The 15,697-nt window shown below is 72.5% G+C and carries 13 protein-coding genes and 1 riboswitch; of the genes, 8 read left to right on the top strand and 5 right to left on the bottom strand.

The genetic code is table 11. The annotated features are described in order from the left end of the window. Window positions 1-207: 207 nt before the first annotated feature. The 3 genes from rsgA to ACH4U7_RS27170 all read right to left on the bottom strand — a co-directional run bounded on the left by rsgA (window position 208) and on the right by ACH4U7_RS27170 (window position 3,448). Entirely contained in the window at window positions 208-1,215 is a 1,008-nt protein-coding gene (rsgA, locus tag ACH4U7_RS27180) for a ribosome small subunit-dependent GTPase A (RefSeq protein ID WP_398530446.1), read from the bottom strand. Window positions 1,216-1,227: 12 nt separating this feature from the next. Then, window positions 1,228-2,613, bottom strand: coding sequence for a 3-phosphoshikimate 1-carboxyvinyltransferase (gene aroA / locus ACH4U7_RS27175; RefSeq protein WP_398530445.1), 1,386 nt, complete (start codon window positions 2,611-2,613; stop codon window positions 1,228-1,230). A gap of 121 nt (window positions 2,614-2,734) precedes the next feature. After that, entirely contained in the window at window positions 2,735-3,448 is a 714-nt protein-coding gene (locus ACH4U7_RS27170; RefSeq protein ID WP_398530444.1) for a M50 family metallopeptidase, read from the bottom strand. 119 nt (window positions 3,449-3,567) lie between these two features. Here ACH4U7_RS27170 and ACH4U7_RS27165 point away from each other — a divergent pair, with 119 nt between their 5' ends. From ACH4U7_RS27165 to def, 8 genes are all read left to right on the top strand, one after another. Then, window positions 3,568-4,401, top strand: a complete 834-nt coding sequence (locus tag ACH4U7_RS27165) for an SOS response-associated peptidase (RefSeq protein WP_398530443.1) — start codon at window positions 3,568-3,570, stop codon at window positions 4,399-4,401. Between the two features lie 148 nt (window positions 4,402-4,549). After that, window positions 4,550-5,173 (top strand): alpha/beta family hydrolase, encoded by a 624-nt coding sequence (locus tag ACH4U7_RS27160; RefSeq protein WP_398530663.1) that lies wholly within the window; start codon window positions 4,550-4,552, stop codon window positions 5,171-5,173. A gap of 307 nt (window positions 5,174-5,480) precedes the next feature. Next, a complete protein-coding gene (locus tag ACH4U7_RS27155; RefSeq protein ID WP_218830768.1) occupies window positions 5,481-6,170 on the top strand; it encodes a sigma-70 family RNA polymerase sigma factor in 690 nt (229 codons plus the stop codon). Continuing rightward, a complete protein-coding gene (gene rsrA, locus ACH4U7_RS27150; RefSeq protein WP_089504922.1) occupies window positions 6,167-6,484 on the top strand; it encodes a mycothiol system anti-sigma-R factor in 318 nt (105 codons plus the stop codon). The genes ACH4U7_RS27155 and rsrA overlap by 4 nt, the downstream gene beginning before the upstream one ends. Before the next feature lie 166 nt (window positions 6,485-6,650). Further along, complete coding sequence (locus tag ACH4U7_RS27145; protein WP_398530442.1) at window positions 6,651-8,171, top strand: HD-GYP domain-containing protein; 1,521 nt, start codon at window positions 6,651-6,653, stop codon at window positions 8,169-8,171. A 323-nt stretch (window positions 8,172-8,494) separates the two neighbouring features. Continuing rightward, on the top strand, window positions 8,495-9,916 hold the full coding sequence (locus ACH4U7_RS27140) for an HD-GYP domain-containing protein (RefSeq protein ID WP_398530441.1): 1,422 nt from the start codon (window positions 8,495-8,497) through the stop codon (window positions 9,914-9,916). 233 nt (window positions 9,917-10,149) lie between these two features. Next, on the top strand, window positions 10,150-11,136 hold the full coding sequence (locus tag ACH4U7_RS27135) for a tetratricopeptide repeat domain-containing protein (protein WP_043486837.1): 987 nt from the start codon (window positions 10,150-10,152) through the stop codon (window positions 11,134-11,136). Window positions 11,137-11,211: 75 nt separating this feature from the next. Further along, window positions 11,212-11,841 (top strand): peptide deformylase, encoded by a 630-nt coding sequence (gene def, locus ACH4U7_RS27130; protein WP_089504921.1) that lies wholly within the window; start codon window positions 11,212-11,214, stop codon window positions 11,839-11,841. An 87-nt stretch (window positions 11,842-11,928) separates the two neighbouring features. On the opposite strand, the gene ACH4U7_RS27125 is transcribed toward def, so the two are convergent. Together ACH4U7_RS27125 and ACH4U7_RS27120 are read right to left on the bottom strand one after the other, a co-directional pair. Next, window positions 11,929-12,885 carry a ribonucleotide-diphosphate reductase subunit beta gene (locus ACH4U7_RS27125; RefSeq protein WP_398530662.1) on the bottom strand — a complete coding sequence of 319 codons (957 nt, stop codon included), beginning with the start codon at window positions 12,883-12,885 and terminating at the stop codon, window positions 11,929-11,931. Between the two features lie 62 nt (window positions 12,886-12,947). After that, window positions 12,948-15,365, bottom strand: coding sequence for a ribonucleoside-diphosphate reductase subunit alpha (locus tag ACH4U7_RS27120; RefSeq protein WP_398530440.1), 2,418 nt, complete (start codon window positions 15,363-15,365; stop codon window positions 12,948-12,950). A 124-nt stretch (window positions 15,366-15,489) separates the two neighbouring features. Beyond that, a riboswitch (cobalamin riboswitch) is annotated at window positions 15,490-15,620 on the bottom strand. Window positions 15,621-15,697 lie beyond the last annotated feature (77 nt).

The following is a 15,697-nucleotide window of genomic DNA, read 5'->3' as shown; positions in this document are numbered from 1 at the left end:
CTCCCATGTGATGGGGGGTCGCAAACGTCCGGCTCGGCAGAGCCGAAGGGGCGCGCCGCTGTCGAAAGGGAGAGCGCGCGGAGGCCGCGAGGTACGAGTGGCCGAGCACGGTCGACCGTCGACAGGGGGCACCTCCCAGCGGTAGCTGGGGGAGGCTGAGGCGCCCCGGAGGTGAACCGAGCCTTGGACAGCGGGCCGGCGGGCGGATCAGTCGCCCTCTCGCCGCTCCCGCGTGGCCAGCAGTCGCCGCAGGGAGTAGAGCCGGGCCGGATCGGCGTGGCCGTCGGCGACCCACTGGTCCAGCGCGCAGTCCGGCTCGTCGTGGCTGCAGGCGCGCGGACAGCCCTCGGTGCCCGGCTCCAGGTCCGGGAAGGCGTGGATGACCCGCGCGGGGTCCACATGGTGCAGCCCGAAGGACCGTACGCCCGGGGTGTCGATCACCCAGCCGTCGCCGTCGGGCAGCGGCAGCGCGAGCGCGGAGGTGGTGGTGTGGCGGCCGCGGCCGGTGACCGCGTTGACCCGGCCGGTGGCCCGTTTGCGCTCCGGCACCAGGGCGTTGACCAGGGTCGTCTTGCCGACGCCCGAGTGCCCGAAGAAGACCGTGACCTTGTCCGTGAGCAGCTCGCGCACCCGGTCGGCCACGTCGCCGTCGGCCAGTTCCTCGCGGTTGGTGACGACATAGGGGACGCCGAGCGGCCCGTAGGCCTCCAGGAGGGGGGCCGCCGGGGCGAGGTCGGACTTGGTGAGGACCAGCAGCGGGGAGAGACCGGCGTCGAAGGCGGCGACCAGACAGCGGTCGATCAGCCGCGGGCGCGGCTCGGGGTCGGCGAGCGCGGTGACGATGGCCAGCTGGTCGGCGTTGGCGACGACCACCCGCTCGAACGGGTCGTCGTCATCCGCGGTACGGCGCAGCACCGACGAGCGCTCCTCGACCCGTACGATCCGCGCGAGGGTGTCCTTGGCGCCCGACAGATCCCCGACCACCGCGACCCGGTCCCCGACCACCACGCCCTTGCGGCCCAGTTCGCGGGCCTTCATGGCGATGATCGTGCGGTCCTCGACCAGGACCGTCAGCCTGCCGCGGTCGACGGTCAGCACAAAGCCCTCGGCGGCGTCCTCGTGCTTGGGGCGGATGCTGGTGCGGGGGCGGTTGCCCTTGCGGTTGGGGCGGACCCGGACGTCGTCCTCGTCGGTGTGCTTGCCGTAGCGGCGCATGGCGGCGGCGCCTCAGGCTCTCCGCGCGGGGGCCGTCGCCGCGTCGAGCATGCCGGTCCACAGCCCGGGGAAGTCGGGCAGGGTCTTGGCCGTGGTGGCCACGTTCTCGATCTGTACGCCTTCGACGACCAGGCCGATGACCGCGCCCGCGGTGGCCAGCCGGTGGTCCTCGTAGGTGTGGAAGACCCCGCCGTGCAGCGGGCGCGGGCGGATCCGCAGCCCGTCGGCGGTCTCGGTGACATCGCCGCCGAGCTCGTTGATCTCCTTGGCCAGGGCCGCGAGCCGGTCGGTCTCGTGCAGCCGCAGATGCGCGATGCCGTGCAGCGAGGACTCGGAGTCGGCCAGCGCCGCCACGGCCGCGATCACCGGGGTGAGCTCGCCCACCTCGTGCAGATCGGCGTCGATGCCGGTGATCCGGCCGGTGCCGGTGAAGGTCAGACCGGCGTCGGTGAGCTCGCAGGTCCCGCCCATGTCGGTGAAGATCCGGCGCAGCGAGTCGCCGGGCTGGGTGGTGCGCTCCGGCCAGTCCGGGATCGTCACCCGGCCCCCGGTGACCAGGGCGGCCGCCAGGAACGGCGCCGCGTTGGACAGGTCGGGCTCGACCACCAGGTCGCGGCCCAGCAGGGCGCTGGGCGACACCCGCCATACGTTCGGCTCGCCGCCCGCCTCCGGGGCGTCCACGGCCGCGCCCGCGGCCCGCAGCATGTCGACGGTCATCCGGATGTGCGGCAGCGAGGGCAGCGCGGCGCCCACATGGCGCACCTCGACGCCCTGGTTGAAGCGCGGCGCGGACAGCAGCAGCGCGCTGACGAACTGCGACGAGGACGAGGCGTCGATGCGCACCGGGCCGCCGTCCAGCGCCCCGCCGCCGTGCACGGTCATCGGCAGTGAACCGCGGCCGTCGTCGTCGATGCGGGCGCCGAGCGCGCGCAGCGCGTCGATCACGCCGTGCAGCGGGCGCTCGTGCGAGCGCTTGTCGCCGTCGAACCGCACCGGGCCGTCGGCCAGCGCCGCGACGGGCGGCAGGAAGCGCATGACCGTGCCGGCGTTGCCGACGTCGACCGTGGCCGGGCCGTGCAGGCCCGCCGGGATGACCCGCCATGCCTCGCCGCCGCCCTCGGAGCCCGGCGCGCCATGGGAGCCGGGGGAGCCGTCGGACACGGTCTCCTCGATGCCCACGCCCAGGGCGCGCAGCGCCTCGGCCATCAGAAGGGTGTCGCGGGAGCGCAGCGGGCGGCGCAGCCAGCCCGGCTCGGCGGCGAGCGCGGCCAGGATCAGGCCGCGGTTGGTGACCGACTTCGATCCGGGCACGGTGACGGTCGCGTCGACCGCTCCGTCGGCGAGCGGAGCGGGCCAGAGGGCGGTGTGCGCGCCCGAGGGGGTCTCAATGCCGGTCATGGCTCTCACTTTAGTGGCTCGCCGAGAGTGAGATTCTTGATCAAAAACGGCGAAACCCAGTCGAAACACGCCGCTGGTATGGACACCTCACGGGTGGCTCGTGGCCCGATGGCGCCGTGGGTCACAGCCCCAGCAGCCAGCGACCGCCGCCGATCAGCGAGCTCAGCGAGACCACGTGGAAGAGCAGCAGCCAGATCGTGGCCGGGACGTTGGTCAGGCGCGCGAGTTGGTCCGGGTCGGAGTCGTGCGCCCCCGAGTAGCGGCGCTTGCGCTGGAGCTCGAACGGGGGGCGTACGCCGCCCAGGAGCAGAAACCACACCACGACGTACGCGAAGGCCGCCTGCACGTCCGGCTTGGTCAGCCAGGAGACGAGGAAGAAGGCGGCCCCGGAGACGACCACGGTGAGCACGCCGTACGCATTGCGGATCATGACGAGCATCAGCGCCAGCAGCGCCGTCGTCCCCCACAGCAGCGCGGTGATATGGCCCGCGGCCAGCAGCCACGCGCCCGCCAGCCCGAGCAGGGACGGCGCGGTGTAGCCGGCGGCCGCGGTGAGGATCATGCCGAGGCCGGTGGGCTTGCCGCGCGAGACGGTCAGCCCCGAGGTGTCCGAGTGCAGCCGTATGCCCTCCAGCCGCCGGCCGCTGAGCAGGGCCACCAGGCCGTGGCCGCCCTCGTGGGCGATCGTGATGGCGTTACGGGCGATCCGCCAGGCGATCTGGGAGACGACCACCGAGAGCGCGACCAGCCCGGTGGCGGCGACCAGCCAGGTGGTGGGGTCCGGCTGGGTGCCGACGACGCGGTCCCACAGATCGGCGGCGTTCGTGCTGTCCATGTGCGGGAGACTCCTCGCGTCCGTCTTCGGTGCTTCTGCTCTTCAGTACGTTGTTCGTGGCCGCTCGGTTTCGACGGCCCGGCGTCACCGGCCGTGGGCGTCGTGGCAGTGTGGCACCTATGTGCGGTCGATACGCAGCGAGCCGGAAGCCCGAGGACCTCGTCGGCATCTTCGGGGTGCAGCAGTGGGAGCCGGAGGAGACGCTGGCCCCGGACTGGAACGTCGCGCCCACCAAGGGCGTGTACGCGGTGCTCGAACGCCCCATCAAGGACGCCGACGATCCGAGCCCGGTCCGCCAGCTGAGGGCGCTCAAGTGGGGACTGGTGCCGTCCTGGGCCAAGTCACCGGACACCGGCGTGAAGATGATCAACGCACGGGCGGAGACGGTGCACGAGAAGCCCTCCTACCGCCGCCCCTTCGTCTCGCGCCGCTGTCTGCTGCCCGCCGACGGCTACTACGAGTGGGTCACCGGCTCGGGGGAGCGGCAGCTGGAGGAGCAGGGGAAGCGGAAGCGGCCGCGTAAGCAGCCCTATTTCGTGACCCCGGTGGACGGCTCGGTGATGGCCATGGCCGGGCTGTACGAGTTCTGGCGCGACCGGACGCTGCCGGACGACCACCCGCGGGCCTGGTGGGTGACCTGCACCGTCATCACGACCGAGGCGGAGAAGGAGCCGTTTCCCCTGCTGGGCAAGGGCGGGGAGGAGGGTGGCGCGGGGCCGCGGTCGCTGGCCGACATCCATCCGCGGATGCCGCTGGTGCTCACCGAGGACCGCTGGGCGGACTGGCTCGACCCCTCCCACACCGACCCCGACGAGCTGCGCCCGCTGCTCGCCCCGCCGCCCGCGGGGCTGCTGCGCGCCTACCCGGTCGCCACGGCCGTCAGTGACGTACGCAACAACGGCCCGGAGCTGGTGACCGAGCTGGAGGCACCCGAGACGAGCACGCTCTTCTGAGCGGCTTCCGGGCGTGGTCGCCTGCAGGCGGCAGGATGGGCATGTGAGCGCCGAGCAGACCGAGCAATCAGCCAAGAGCGAAACGACCGAGAGCGAAACGACCGAGAGCGAAACGACCGGGACCGGCACGACCGGGACCGGGGAGACCGTGCCGACCCCCGCCGGGGACGCCAGGATCACCTGGCACCGCGCCCCCCGAGCCCGCGCCGTGCTGGCCGTGAGCCACGGCGCCGGGGGCGGGATCGAGGCACGGGACCTACAGGCGCTGGCTGCCGCGCTGCCGCCGCTGGGCGTCAGCGTCGCGCTGGTCGAGCAGCCGTGGCGGGTGGCGGGCAAGAAGGTCGCGCCCGCGCCGAAGACCCTGGACATCGGGTGGCGCGCGCTGTGGCCCGCGCTGGAGAAGCCCGGGCTGCCGGTCGTCGCGGGCGGCCGCAGCGCCGGGGCGCGGGTGGCCTGCCGTACGGCGCGCGAGCTGGGCGCGAGCGCCGTGCTGGCGCTGTCCTTCCCGCTGCATCCGCCGGGCAAGCCGGAGCGGTCCCGGGCCGACGAGCTGCTGGGCGCTGGTCTGCCGACGCTGGTGGTCCAGGGCGGCCGCGATCCGTTCGGCCGCCCCGAGGAGTTCCCCGAGCTGCCCGCCGGGACGGAACTGGTCGGGATCCCGCACGGCGACCACAGCTTCGTCGTGCCCAAGAAGGCGGACATCGGCCAGCAGGAGGCGCTGGCGCGGATCACCGGCGCCGTGGCCGAATGGCTGGCCCGCGTACCGCTCTGAGCTGCGCTGATGCGCCGTATAGGGGTAGCGGGGACGCTCGGGAATGCGGCGGGGCCGCGATCTGTTGTAGCGGGCGTATATGGATCAGGAACACCAGGAACAGGCTCAGGTACCCGCACCAGCAGAAGGAGTCCCCAGTATGGGTTCGCTCGCTTGCCCGGCCCGTCCGCGCGCCGCTGACCTGGACTGGTCGCAGCCGCAGACGGGGTGGACTGCCCGGAACGAAGCGGCGGGCGGACCGGATCGTCGTCTATTCTCCGATTCGAGCGGGTCCGCATTCGGCGGCCTCGCCACGAAGGCGGAGGAGGTGGGTCAGGTCACTGGCACCGACGCGGGGACCGACGGCGTGACCGAGGGCCGGCCGGTCGGGCAGCCGCAGGAGACGGACGTCGAGCGCAATGCGCGCTTCGAACGGGATGCCCTTACCTTCCTCGACCAGATGTACTCCGCCGCGTTGCGTATGACGCGCAATCCGGCCGACGCCGAGGACCTGGTGCAGGAGACGTACGCGAAGGCGTACGGGTCCTTCCACCAGTTCCGTGAGGGCACCAACCTCAAGGCGTGGCTGTACCGCATCCTGACCAACACCTTCATCAACTCGTACCGCAAGAAGCAGCGGGAGCCCCAGCGCAGCGCGGCCGAGGAGATCGAGGACTGGCAGCTGGCGCGCGCCGAGTCGCATATGTCGACCGGTCTGCGCTCCGCGGAGTCGCAGGCGCTCGACCACCTTCCCGACTCGGACGTCAAGGAAGCGCTCCAGGCCATTCCCGAGGAGTTCCGCATCGCGGTCTATCTCGCGGACGTCGAGGGGTTTGCCTACAAGGAGATCGCAGACATCATGGGGACACCCATCGGTACCGTGATGTCGCGGCTGCACCGTGGGCGCCGCCAGCTGCGCGGTCTGCTCGAGGACTACGCCCGTGGGCGCGGACTGGTCCCGGCCGGCGCGTCCGCCGCGGCGGACGAGTCGAACGATCGGAAAGGCGCGGACTCATGAGCTGCGGAGAGCCGCACGAGACGGATTGCTCCGAGGTCCTCGACCACCTCTACGAGTTCCTCGACCGCGAGATGCCCGACGTCGACCGCGCCAAGCTCGAGGTGCACTTCCACGAGTGCTCCCCCTGCCTGGAGAAGTACGGCCTGGAGCAGGCCGTGAAGAAGCTGGTCAAGCGGTGCTGCGGCCATGACGACGTGCCCAGCGACCTGCGCTCGAAGGTCATGAACCGCATCGAGCTGATCCGCTCCGGCGAGGTCGCGCCGGAGCGGGAGGTCGTCGCGGAGGCGAACGCGCCGACGCCCGCGCAGGACTGACCCCTCGCCTCGTGCAGGACCGGCGCCGCTCGTCGTAACCCGCCCGATCATCACCCGAAGGTGTGGAATCGGGCGGAGCATACGGACGAACCCCGCGTGCCCGGCTCTATCCTCCCCAATCTGACGGCCCCGACCGGGGCCGTTCGACGGACGGGGAGGAGGGGGCATGCGGGCGGTTCCTCTTGCGGCGCGCGTCTACGTGGTGAGCGCCGCGCTCCTGGCCGCGGTGTGCGCCGCCCCGGCCCTGACGCCTGCGGCGGACGTCCCATGGGCCACGGCCGCGCTGCTCGCCGCGCTCTACGCGGCGGGGGCCCGCAGGCCCCCTTCCCACGCCTGTCCACCCCTGTCACCCCCGCCGCCCGCCGTCGCGCCTGCGGTGACGGTGTCGCCGGACTGGTGCGGCCCCGCGCTTCTGGCCGGGGCTTTTCTGCTGCCCGCGCCCGCCGCCGCGCTCGTCGCGGTGCCCGGCGCGCTGCTCGGCGCCGTGGAGCGGCGCCCCGCCGGGGTGCGGCGGCTGTGGCGCGCCGCGCGGCTCGCCCTCGCCGCGTACGCCGCCTCGCTCGTCTTCGGGCTCTGCGGCGGCAGGGAGGCCCTTGCCGCCACCCTCGCCGACCCCGCCACCGCCGGTGAGCCGGGCTTCTTTCCGTACGCCCTGGTGGCCGCGGCCGTCGCCGCGCTCGCCCTCGGCCTGACCGCCGCCGTCCTGGAAGGCGGCGTGCTGATGACGGCCGAGGGCCGCTCGCCCCGCGCCGCCTGGCGCGGCCGGGTGCTCTGCTCGCTCGTGCCCCACCTGGTGCACGGCCTGGCCGGGCTGACCATGGCGGTGCTGTGGCGCAGCCCGTACGGGCCGCCCGCCGCGCTGCTCGTGCTGCCGCCGATGTACGTCTGCGCCCGCGTCTTCGTGCTGTGCCACCGGGAGCGCGCCGCCCATCAGGCCACCGTGCACGCCCTCGTCCAGGCCGTCGACATCAAGGACCGGTACACCCGCGGCCACAGCGAGCGCGTCGGCCGCGCCTCCGCCATGATCGCCCGCGAGCTGGGGATGAACGGCGACCGGCTCGAGGCGCTGCGTATCGCGGGCGTCCTGCACGACGTCGGCAAGCTCGGCGTCCCCACCCGGCTGCTGCGCAAAAACGGTCCGCTGACCCCCGAGGAGCGCCGCGCCATCGAGCTCCACCCCGAGTACGGGCACGAGATGGTGCGCGGCATCGGCTTCCTGGGCGAGGCGCGGGAGGCCGTCCTCCACCACCACGAGCGGCTGGACGGGAGCGGCTATCCCTATGGGCTCGCGGGGGCGGACATCCCGGAGGCGGCGAGGGTGGTGGCGGTCGCCGACGCCTTCGACGCGATGACCTCGACCCGGACCTACCGACGGGCCCGGCCGGTGCCCGCGGCGGTGGAAGAGCTCAAACGGTGCGCGGGGGCGCAGTTCGACCCACGGATGGTGGTCGCCCTGGCCCGCGCCCTGGACCGCCACGGCTGGCCCGCCGCGCCCCCGGAGGAGGCCCGCCCCGTCCGGGACCATGTACTGGGCCGTACAGCGGGCCATGCACCAGACCGAGTGCCTGCCTGCGCACCGGACAGCGGCCCGGACCGCGCAGCGGACCAGCGCGGAAACGTCCCGTCTGGGCGGGCTTCCGCGCGACCGCCGGAGGCCGCGCGGCCCGGCCGGGGTGGTGGCGCATGAGCCAGTGGCGGTGCGCCGTGCCGTGGCCCGGCGCGGGCGCGCGTAAGACGGCCGTCGGCGTACGTGGCCTCGCGGCCCGAGGCCGGGCAGGGCGTCGGAGCGGAGGCGAGGCCGTGCGCCAGCCGCGGGCAAACCGCCGGCCGCGGGCGAACCGTCAGCCGAAGGCAGAGCGCTGGGCGAAGGCAGAGCGCTGGGCGAAGGCAGAGCGCTGGGCGCGGGCAAGGCGCTGGCCTGGGGTGAAGCGCCGGGCGCGCTCTGGTGCGCCCAGAGGGCGGGGAGGGTTCACCTTTGTCGCGGTGTACGGGGCGGCGGGAGCGCTGGTCGTGGCCGCTCTCGTATGGACGCAGCGGGTGGGCGTGCGCCAGTCGGGGGCGGCGCTTGCGTTTGGGGCGCTGGTCGCGCTGGGGGAGGCATTGCGGTGGGACGGGCGCCCGGCCGTGCGTGCGGGCGCGGGCGCGGACAGGGGCGCGGCCGGGGCGCACGGGCGGCCCGGCGAGCCGGAGGCCGGGGAGCGCGAGCCCGCGCCCGTCGCTGCCGCGGCGGCCCTCGGCTATGCCGCGCTGGGACCGCTGGACGGTGCGCCGACGACGTACGGCGTCCTCCAGACCGTCGCCGTCGTCGGGGCGGCATCCCTCCTCGCCCTGGTGGTGCGCGCGGCCCTCGGACGTCGGGCCGACCTCGACCGCGCCGCGCGCCGGGTGCTCACCGTCGCCTTCGTCGCGATCTGCTGCCAACCGCTTCACCACACCGGCCGGTTGTCCTCCTGGTTCGGCCGGCCCGGTCACGGTCCGTGCCTCGTCGCGGCCTTGCTGCTCGTCCTGGCGCTGGCCGCGCTCGGCGACGCCGCCCTGGCCGCGGCGCTGGCCCGGGCGCGTACGGGCCGCCCCTACGCGCCCCTGCTGCGCGACGAGCTGCGCGCGCTGCCCGGCGTCGGGGCCGCGGTCTGTGCGACGGCGGCGGTGACGGCCCCGGCGGTCGCCGTGGCCGGGCTGTGGGTGCTGCCGGCGCTCTGTGTGCCGCTGCTGCTCGTCCAGTGCTCCTTCCGCCGCTGCGCCGGGATACGGGCGACCTGCCGCCAGACCGTCGCCTCGCTGGCGAGGACGACGGAGACAGCGGGCTACACCCCCGCAGGCCACGCCCGCCAGGTCGCCGGCCTCAGCCGCGCCGTCGGCCGTGAGCTGCGGCTGTCCGCTCCGTCGCTGACCGTGCTGGAGTACGCGGCGCTGATGCACGACGTCGGGCAGCTGTCGCTGCTCGACCCGGTGCCGGCCGGGGCCACCGAGCCGCTGCCGGAGGCCGAGCAGCGGCGGATAGCGCTGCTGGGCGGCGCTGTCGTACGGCAGACCGGAGTGCCGGACGAGGTCGCGGAGATCGTGGAGCGGCAGGCGGACCCGTATCGGGAACAGCCGCTTCCGGCCCGTATCGTGCGGGCGGTGAACGCCTACACCGAACTGGTGGGAGGTTCCTCGGGCACCTCACTGGGAAACCCTCAGAAGGGCCGGGGCGCGGTCGGGCCCGGGGCTCTGGAGCGGTTGCGGCGGGGCACGGCCCGTGACTTCGACCCGGCGGTGGTGGAGGCCCTGGCCACGGTCGTGTCGCGGCCGGAGCACGACCCGGAGTATGACCCGGAGTACGACCCAGAGCGTGATCTGGAGCGTGATCCGGAGCACCACCCCGAGTACGACCCGGAGCACGATCCGGCGCATGACCTGGTGCACGACGAGGTCCGTGGTCACCCGAAGTGAGAACTCGCGGGTAATGAGCGGCTGCCCCGAGGGGCATGGTTGGATGCGAAGAGAGGGGGTGTCGGGCCTATGGCCGGCGGCAAGGAGGAGTGGTGGGCATCGTCCCCGGGCCGAACGTTGAGGGGCCGGGCTGAGATGTCCGCGAATGTGTGGCAGGTTGTCGTCGAGGGAGGGCCAGGCCGTCCGCGAAGGCATCTGGTGCGGTACTACTTCGATACCGGCAGGCGGGAATCGTGAAGATCTTCGGCAAGGTGCGGCACCGGCCGTCCGCGTCATGGCGGCAGGCCACGGACCGCGCGTTCACGCTCATCGGAGACGGCCGGTACGAGGACGCGGGCGCGTTGCTGACCCGCGCCGCCGACCTGGAGCCGTGGCTGTCGGAGTCCTGGTTCAACCTGGCGCTGCTGCACAAGTTCCGGCACGACTGGGAGCAGGCGCGGGCGGCCGGGCTGCGTGCGGTCGCGCTGCTTGACCGCGAGACCGGCGCCCCTGACTGGTGGAACGTGGGGATCGCCGCGACCGCCCTGCAGGACTGGCCGCTGGCGCGCCGCGCCTGGCAGGCGTACGGCCTGAAGGTGCCCGGTGAGGCGTCCGCGTCCGGTGAGCCGTTGGGCATGGAGCTGGGCAGCGCGGCGGTGCGGCTGTCGCCGGAGGGCGAGTCGGAGGTCGTCTGGGGCCGCCGCCTGGACCCGGCCCGGATCGAGGTGCTGTCCATCCCGCTGCCGTCCTCCGGGCGGCGCTGGGGCGAGGTGGTGCTGCACGACGGCGTTCCGCACGGCGAGCGCGTCACCTCCGCCGGCCCTGCCTACCCGGTCTTCGACGAGATCGAGCTGTGGGCGCCGTCCCCGGTGCCGACCTGGGTGGTGCTGCTGGAGGCCGCGACGGAGGCCGACCGGGACGCGCTGGAGCGGCTGGCGGCGGACGCGGGCTTCGCCGCCGAGGACTGGTCGTCCTCGGTGCGGCTGCTGTGCCGCTCCTGTTCGGAGAGCCGGATGCCCAGCGACGAGGGCGAGGGCGAGCACCTGGACCCGCACGACCACAGCGAGCCCGGCCAGCCCGGCCCGCTGGGGCACCGGATGGCGGGCTCGGGGTCGCTGTGGGTGGCGGAGCGGGAGTGCGGGATCGCCGCGCCGAGCGGGCTCGTGCGCGGGCTGCTGGACGGCTGGGTCGCGGACAGCCCGGACACCCGCGAGTGGCGGGACCTGGAAGAGGTCTGCTGACATACCCGCCCATCCCGCGCGGGCCTTACCCTGTAGGGCGACGAGTCTGGTTTTGAGGAAGGCGTGCGGCGGACGATGGCGCAGCAAGGGACTGAGCAGCGGGTGGACGACGAGTTCATCGTGGACACGGAGGACTGTGAGGAGCGCGAGCGTGCGTACCGCGAGCGCGGCACGGCCCGTCCGATCACGGTCGTCGGCAATCCGGTGCTGCACAAGGAGTGCCAGGACGTCACGGAGTTCGACGACAAGCTCGCCGCGCTGATCGACGACATGTTCGCCAGCCAGAAGGCGGCCGAGGGCGTGGGCCTGGCCGCCAACCAGATCGGCGTGGGCCTGAAGGTCTTCGTCTACGACTGCCCGGACGACGACGGCGTCCGCCACGTCGGCGTGGTCTGCAATCCGGTGCTGGACGAGCTGCCGGCCGACCGCCGCGTCCTGGACGACTCCAATGAGGGCTGTCTGTCGGTGCCCACCGCGTACGCCTCGCTGGCCCGCCCCGACTACGCGGTGGTGCGCGGCCAGGACGCCGAGGGCAAGCCGATCGCGGTCCAGGGCACCGGCTACTTCGCCCGCTGCCTGCAGCACGAGACCGACCACCTCTACGGCCGTCTCTACATCGACCGCCTCTCCAAGCGCGACCGTAAGGACGCGCTGCGGCAGATGGCGGAGGGCACGCCGCGCTACGAGACGGTGCCCAACGACTGACACCCGACAGCGCGTACATACGGCGCGGCGCCCCCGGGAGATCCCAGGGGCGCCGCGTGCGCATTTCGGGTTTGAATCAGAAACGGCTCAGAAGTCGTCGTCGAAGGAGACCGAGCCCTCGACCGCCACCTGGTACGCGGAGGCGCGCCGCTCGAAGAAGTTGGTCAGCTCCTGGACGTTCTGCAGCTCCATAAAGGAGAACGGGTTCTCCGAGCCGTAGACCGGGGCGAAGCCCAGGCGGGCGAGCCGCTGGTCGGCGACGCATTCCAGGTACTGGCGCATCGACTCGGTGTTCATACCCGGCAGCCCGTCGCCGCACAGGTCGCGGGCGAACTGCAGCTCGGCCTCGACGGCCTCCCGCAGCATGTCGGTGACCTGCTGCTGGAGTTCGTCGTCGAAGAGCTCGGGCTCCTCCTCGCGGACCGTGTCCACCACCTGGAACGCGAAGTTCATATGCATGGTCTCGTCGCGGAACACCCAGTTGGTGCCCGTCGCCAGGCCGTGCAGCAGGCCGCGGGAGCGGAACCAGTAGACGTAGGCGAAGGCGCCGTAGAAGAACAGGCCCTCGATGCACGCCGCGAAGCAGATCAGGTTGAGGAGGAAGCGGCGGCGGTCCGCCTTGGTCTCCAGCCGGTCGATCTTGTCGACCGAGTCGATCCAGCGGAAGCAGAATTCCGCCTTCTCCCGGATGGACGGGATGTTCTCCACCGCGGCGAACGCGGCGGCCCGGTCGTCCGGGTCGGGGAGGTAGGTGTCCAGCAGCGTCAGATAGAACTGGACGTGCACGGCCTCCTCGAAGAGCTGCCGGGACAGATACAGCCGCGCCTCGGGCGAGTTGATGTGCTTGTAGAGGGTGAGCACCAGGTTGTTCGCGACGATCGAGTCGCCGGTCGCGAAGAAGGCGACCAGGCGGCCGATCAGGTGCTGCTCGCCGGGGGAGAGCTTGGCGAGGTCGGCGACGTCCGAGTGGAGGTCGACCTCCTCCACGGTCCAGGTGTTCTTGATCGCGTCGCGGTAACGGTCGTAGAAGTCCGGGTACCGCATCGGCCGCAGGGTCAGCTCGAACCCGGGGTCCAGGAGGTTCTTGACGCGTTCGGGGGCGGTGGTCACTGGCAGGCCTCGCAGGACTCGGGGTTTTCCAGGGAGCAGGCGATGACCTCGGGGTCGGCGGGCACCTGCTGTACGGGGATCGTGGCGGGGGCGGCCGCGCGCGCGACGGTGACATGAGCGGCTGACGCCGCGGGGGCGATCCGGGTCGCCGGGCGCGAGCGCAGGTAGTACGTGGTCTTGATGCCGCGCTTCCAGGCGTACGCGTACATCGAGCTGAGCTTGCCGATGGTCGGCGAGGCCATGAAGAGGTTCAGCGACTGGCTCTGGTCGAGGTACGGGGTGCGGGCGGCGGCCATGTCGATCAGGGCGCGCTGCGGGACCTCCCACGCGGTCCGGTACAGCTGCCGTACGTCCTCGGGCACCCAGGAGAAGTCCTGGACCGAGCCGTTGGACTCGCGCAGCGCCTCGCGGCTCTGGGCGTCCCAGACGCCGAGCTTCTTCAGGTCGTTCACCAGGTAGGAGTTGACCTGAAGGAACTCACCGCTGAGCGTTTCGCGCTTGAAGAGGTTGGAGACCTGCGGCTCGATGCACTCGTACACGCCCGCGATCGAGGCGATCGTCGCGGTCGGGGCGATGGCCAGGAGGAGCGAGTTCCGCATGCCGGACTTGGCCATCCGCTCGCGCAGCGCCGCCCACCGCTCGGGCCAGGTCGCCACCGCGTCCGTGTAGTGGTCCGGGTGCAGCACACCGCGCGCGGTGCGGGTGGCGGACCAGGCCGGGTGCGGGCCGTGGCGCTCGGCGAGCGCGCAGGACGCCTCGTACGCCGCGAGCATGATGCGCTCGGAGATCCGGGTGGACAGCGCTTGCGCCTCGGGCGAGTCGAAGGGCAGCCGCAGCCGGAAGAAGACGTCCTGGAGGCCCATCAGGCCCAGACCCACCGGCCGCCAGCGGGAGTTGGACGCCCCGGCTTCCTGGGTGGGGTAGAAGTTGATGTCCACCACACGGTCGAGGAAGGTGACGGCGGTACGGACGGTCGCGTCCAGCCGCTCCCAGTCCATCTGACCGTCCTCGCCCAGGTGCGCGGCCAGGTTGACCGACCCCAGGTTGCAGACGGCCGTCTCGCCGTCGTCCGTGACCTCCAGGATCTCGGTGCACAGGTTGGAGGAGTGCACGACCCGGCCGGGCTCGGCGGTCTGGTTGGCGGTGCGGTTGGCGGCGTCCTTGAAGGTCATCCAGCCGTTGCCGGTCTGCGCGAGGGTGCGCATCATCCGGGCGTACAGCTGGCGCGCCGGGACGGTCTTGACGGCAAGACCCTCCGCCTCGGCCTTCCGGTACGCGGCGTCGAACTCCTCGCCCCACAGGTCGACCAGCGCGGGCGCGTCGACCGGCGAGAACAGCGACCAGTCGGCGTCGGCCTCGACCCGGCGCATGAACTCGTCCGGGATCCAGTGCGCGATGTTGAGGTTGTGGGTGCGGCGGGCCTCTTCGCCCGTGTTGTCCCGCAGCTCCAGGAACTCCTCGATGTCCGCGTGCCAGGTCTCCAGGTACACACAGGCCGCGCCCTTGCGCCGGCCGCCCTGGTTGACGGCGGCGACGGAGGCGTCGAGCGTGCGCAGGAACGGCACGATGCCGTTGGAGTGCCCGTTGGTGCCGCGGATCAGCGAACCGCGGGCGCGGATGCGCGAGTACGACAGGCCGATGCCGCCCGCGTGCTTGGAGAGCCGCGCGACCTGGTGGTAGCGGTTGTAGATCGAGTCCAGTTCGTCCAGCGGCGAGTCCAGCAGATAGCAGGACGACATCTGCGGGTGCCGGGTGCCGGAGTTGAACAGGGTGGGGGAGCTGGGCAGGTAGGACAGCGTGCTGGTGAGCCGGTAGAGCTCGGCGACGTCGTCGAGCGCCCGCTCCGAGTGGTCCTCGGCCAGCCCGCAGGCCACTCGCAGCAGGAAGTGCTGCGGGGTCTCGATCACCTGGCGGGTGATCGGGTGGCGGAGCAGATAGCGGCTGTGCAGCGTGCGCAGCCCGAAGTAGCCGAAGCGGTCGTCGGCGCCGTCGGCCAGCGCCTTGTCTACCAGGGCGTCCAGGCGGGCGGCGTGGGCGGTCACGAACTCGGCCGTGCCGTCCGCGATCAGGCCCTCGCGGTGCCCCACGGCCACCGAGGCGGAGAAGGAGACCGCGCCCTGCCCGGCCGCCTCCTCGGCGATGGCGAGGGTCAGCAGCCGCGCGGCGAGCTTCGAGTACTCCGGCTCCTCGGCGATCAGCCCGGCCGCCGCTTCGGTCGCGAGAGTGCGCAACTCCGCCTCGTCCGAACCGGGATGGCGGCCGCGCAGGGCGGCGGCCGCGACCTTGCCGGGGTCGGTGGCGGGCAGGTCGGCGGTGAGCTCCGTCAGGGTCCGCAGCAGGGCGGTCCCGGGCGCGTCGTCCGCTCCCTGAATAGCCGCTGCCTCTGAAACCGGATCGGCTGGCGCGATGGTCACTGAAGTGCTCTCCCTCGCTCGGCTAGGGGCCTTGCGGGGCGGTGAGCGATGGGCGCGTACGGGCATGCCGAAACAGCGGACGGCATACCGCGCAGCGTCCACCGGCCCAACCCGCGAGGCCCGGACGTATGAGACGGCTGTCGGCAGGTCCTCGGACTTGCGGGTACGCAAAAGCGTACGCGTACACCGTTGCGGGACAGTTCCGGATTCCCACCGGATTCCCCTGCGGCGACAGCGAGCATGAGCATACATCTTGTGGTGGCGAGCGCACGCGCCCCCACATGTTGTGTCGCGAGGTGGAGTGTTTCGTACGAATGTGCTATTCAGTGCCG

Source organism: Streptomyces sp. NPDC020845, assembly GCF_044334165.1.
In the GTDB taxonomy this organism is placed as follows: Bacteria; Actinomycetota; Actinomycetes; order Streptomycetales; family Streptomycetaceae; genus Streptomyces.
This window is presented reverse-complemented; position numbering and strand designations above follow the sequence as displayed.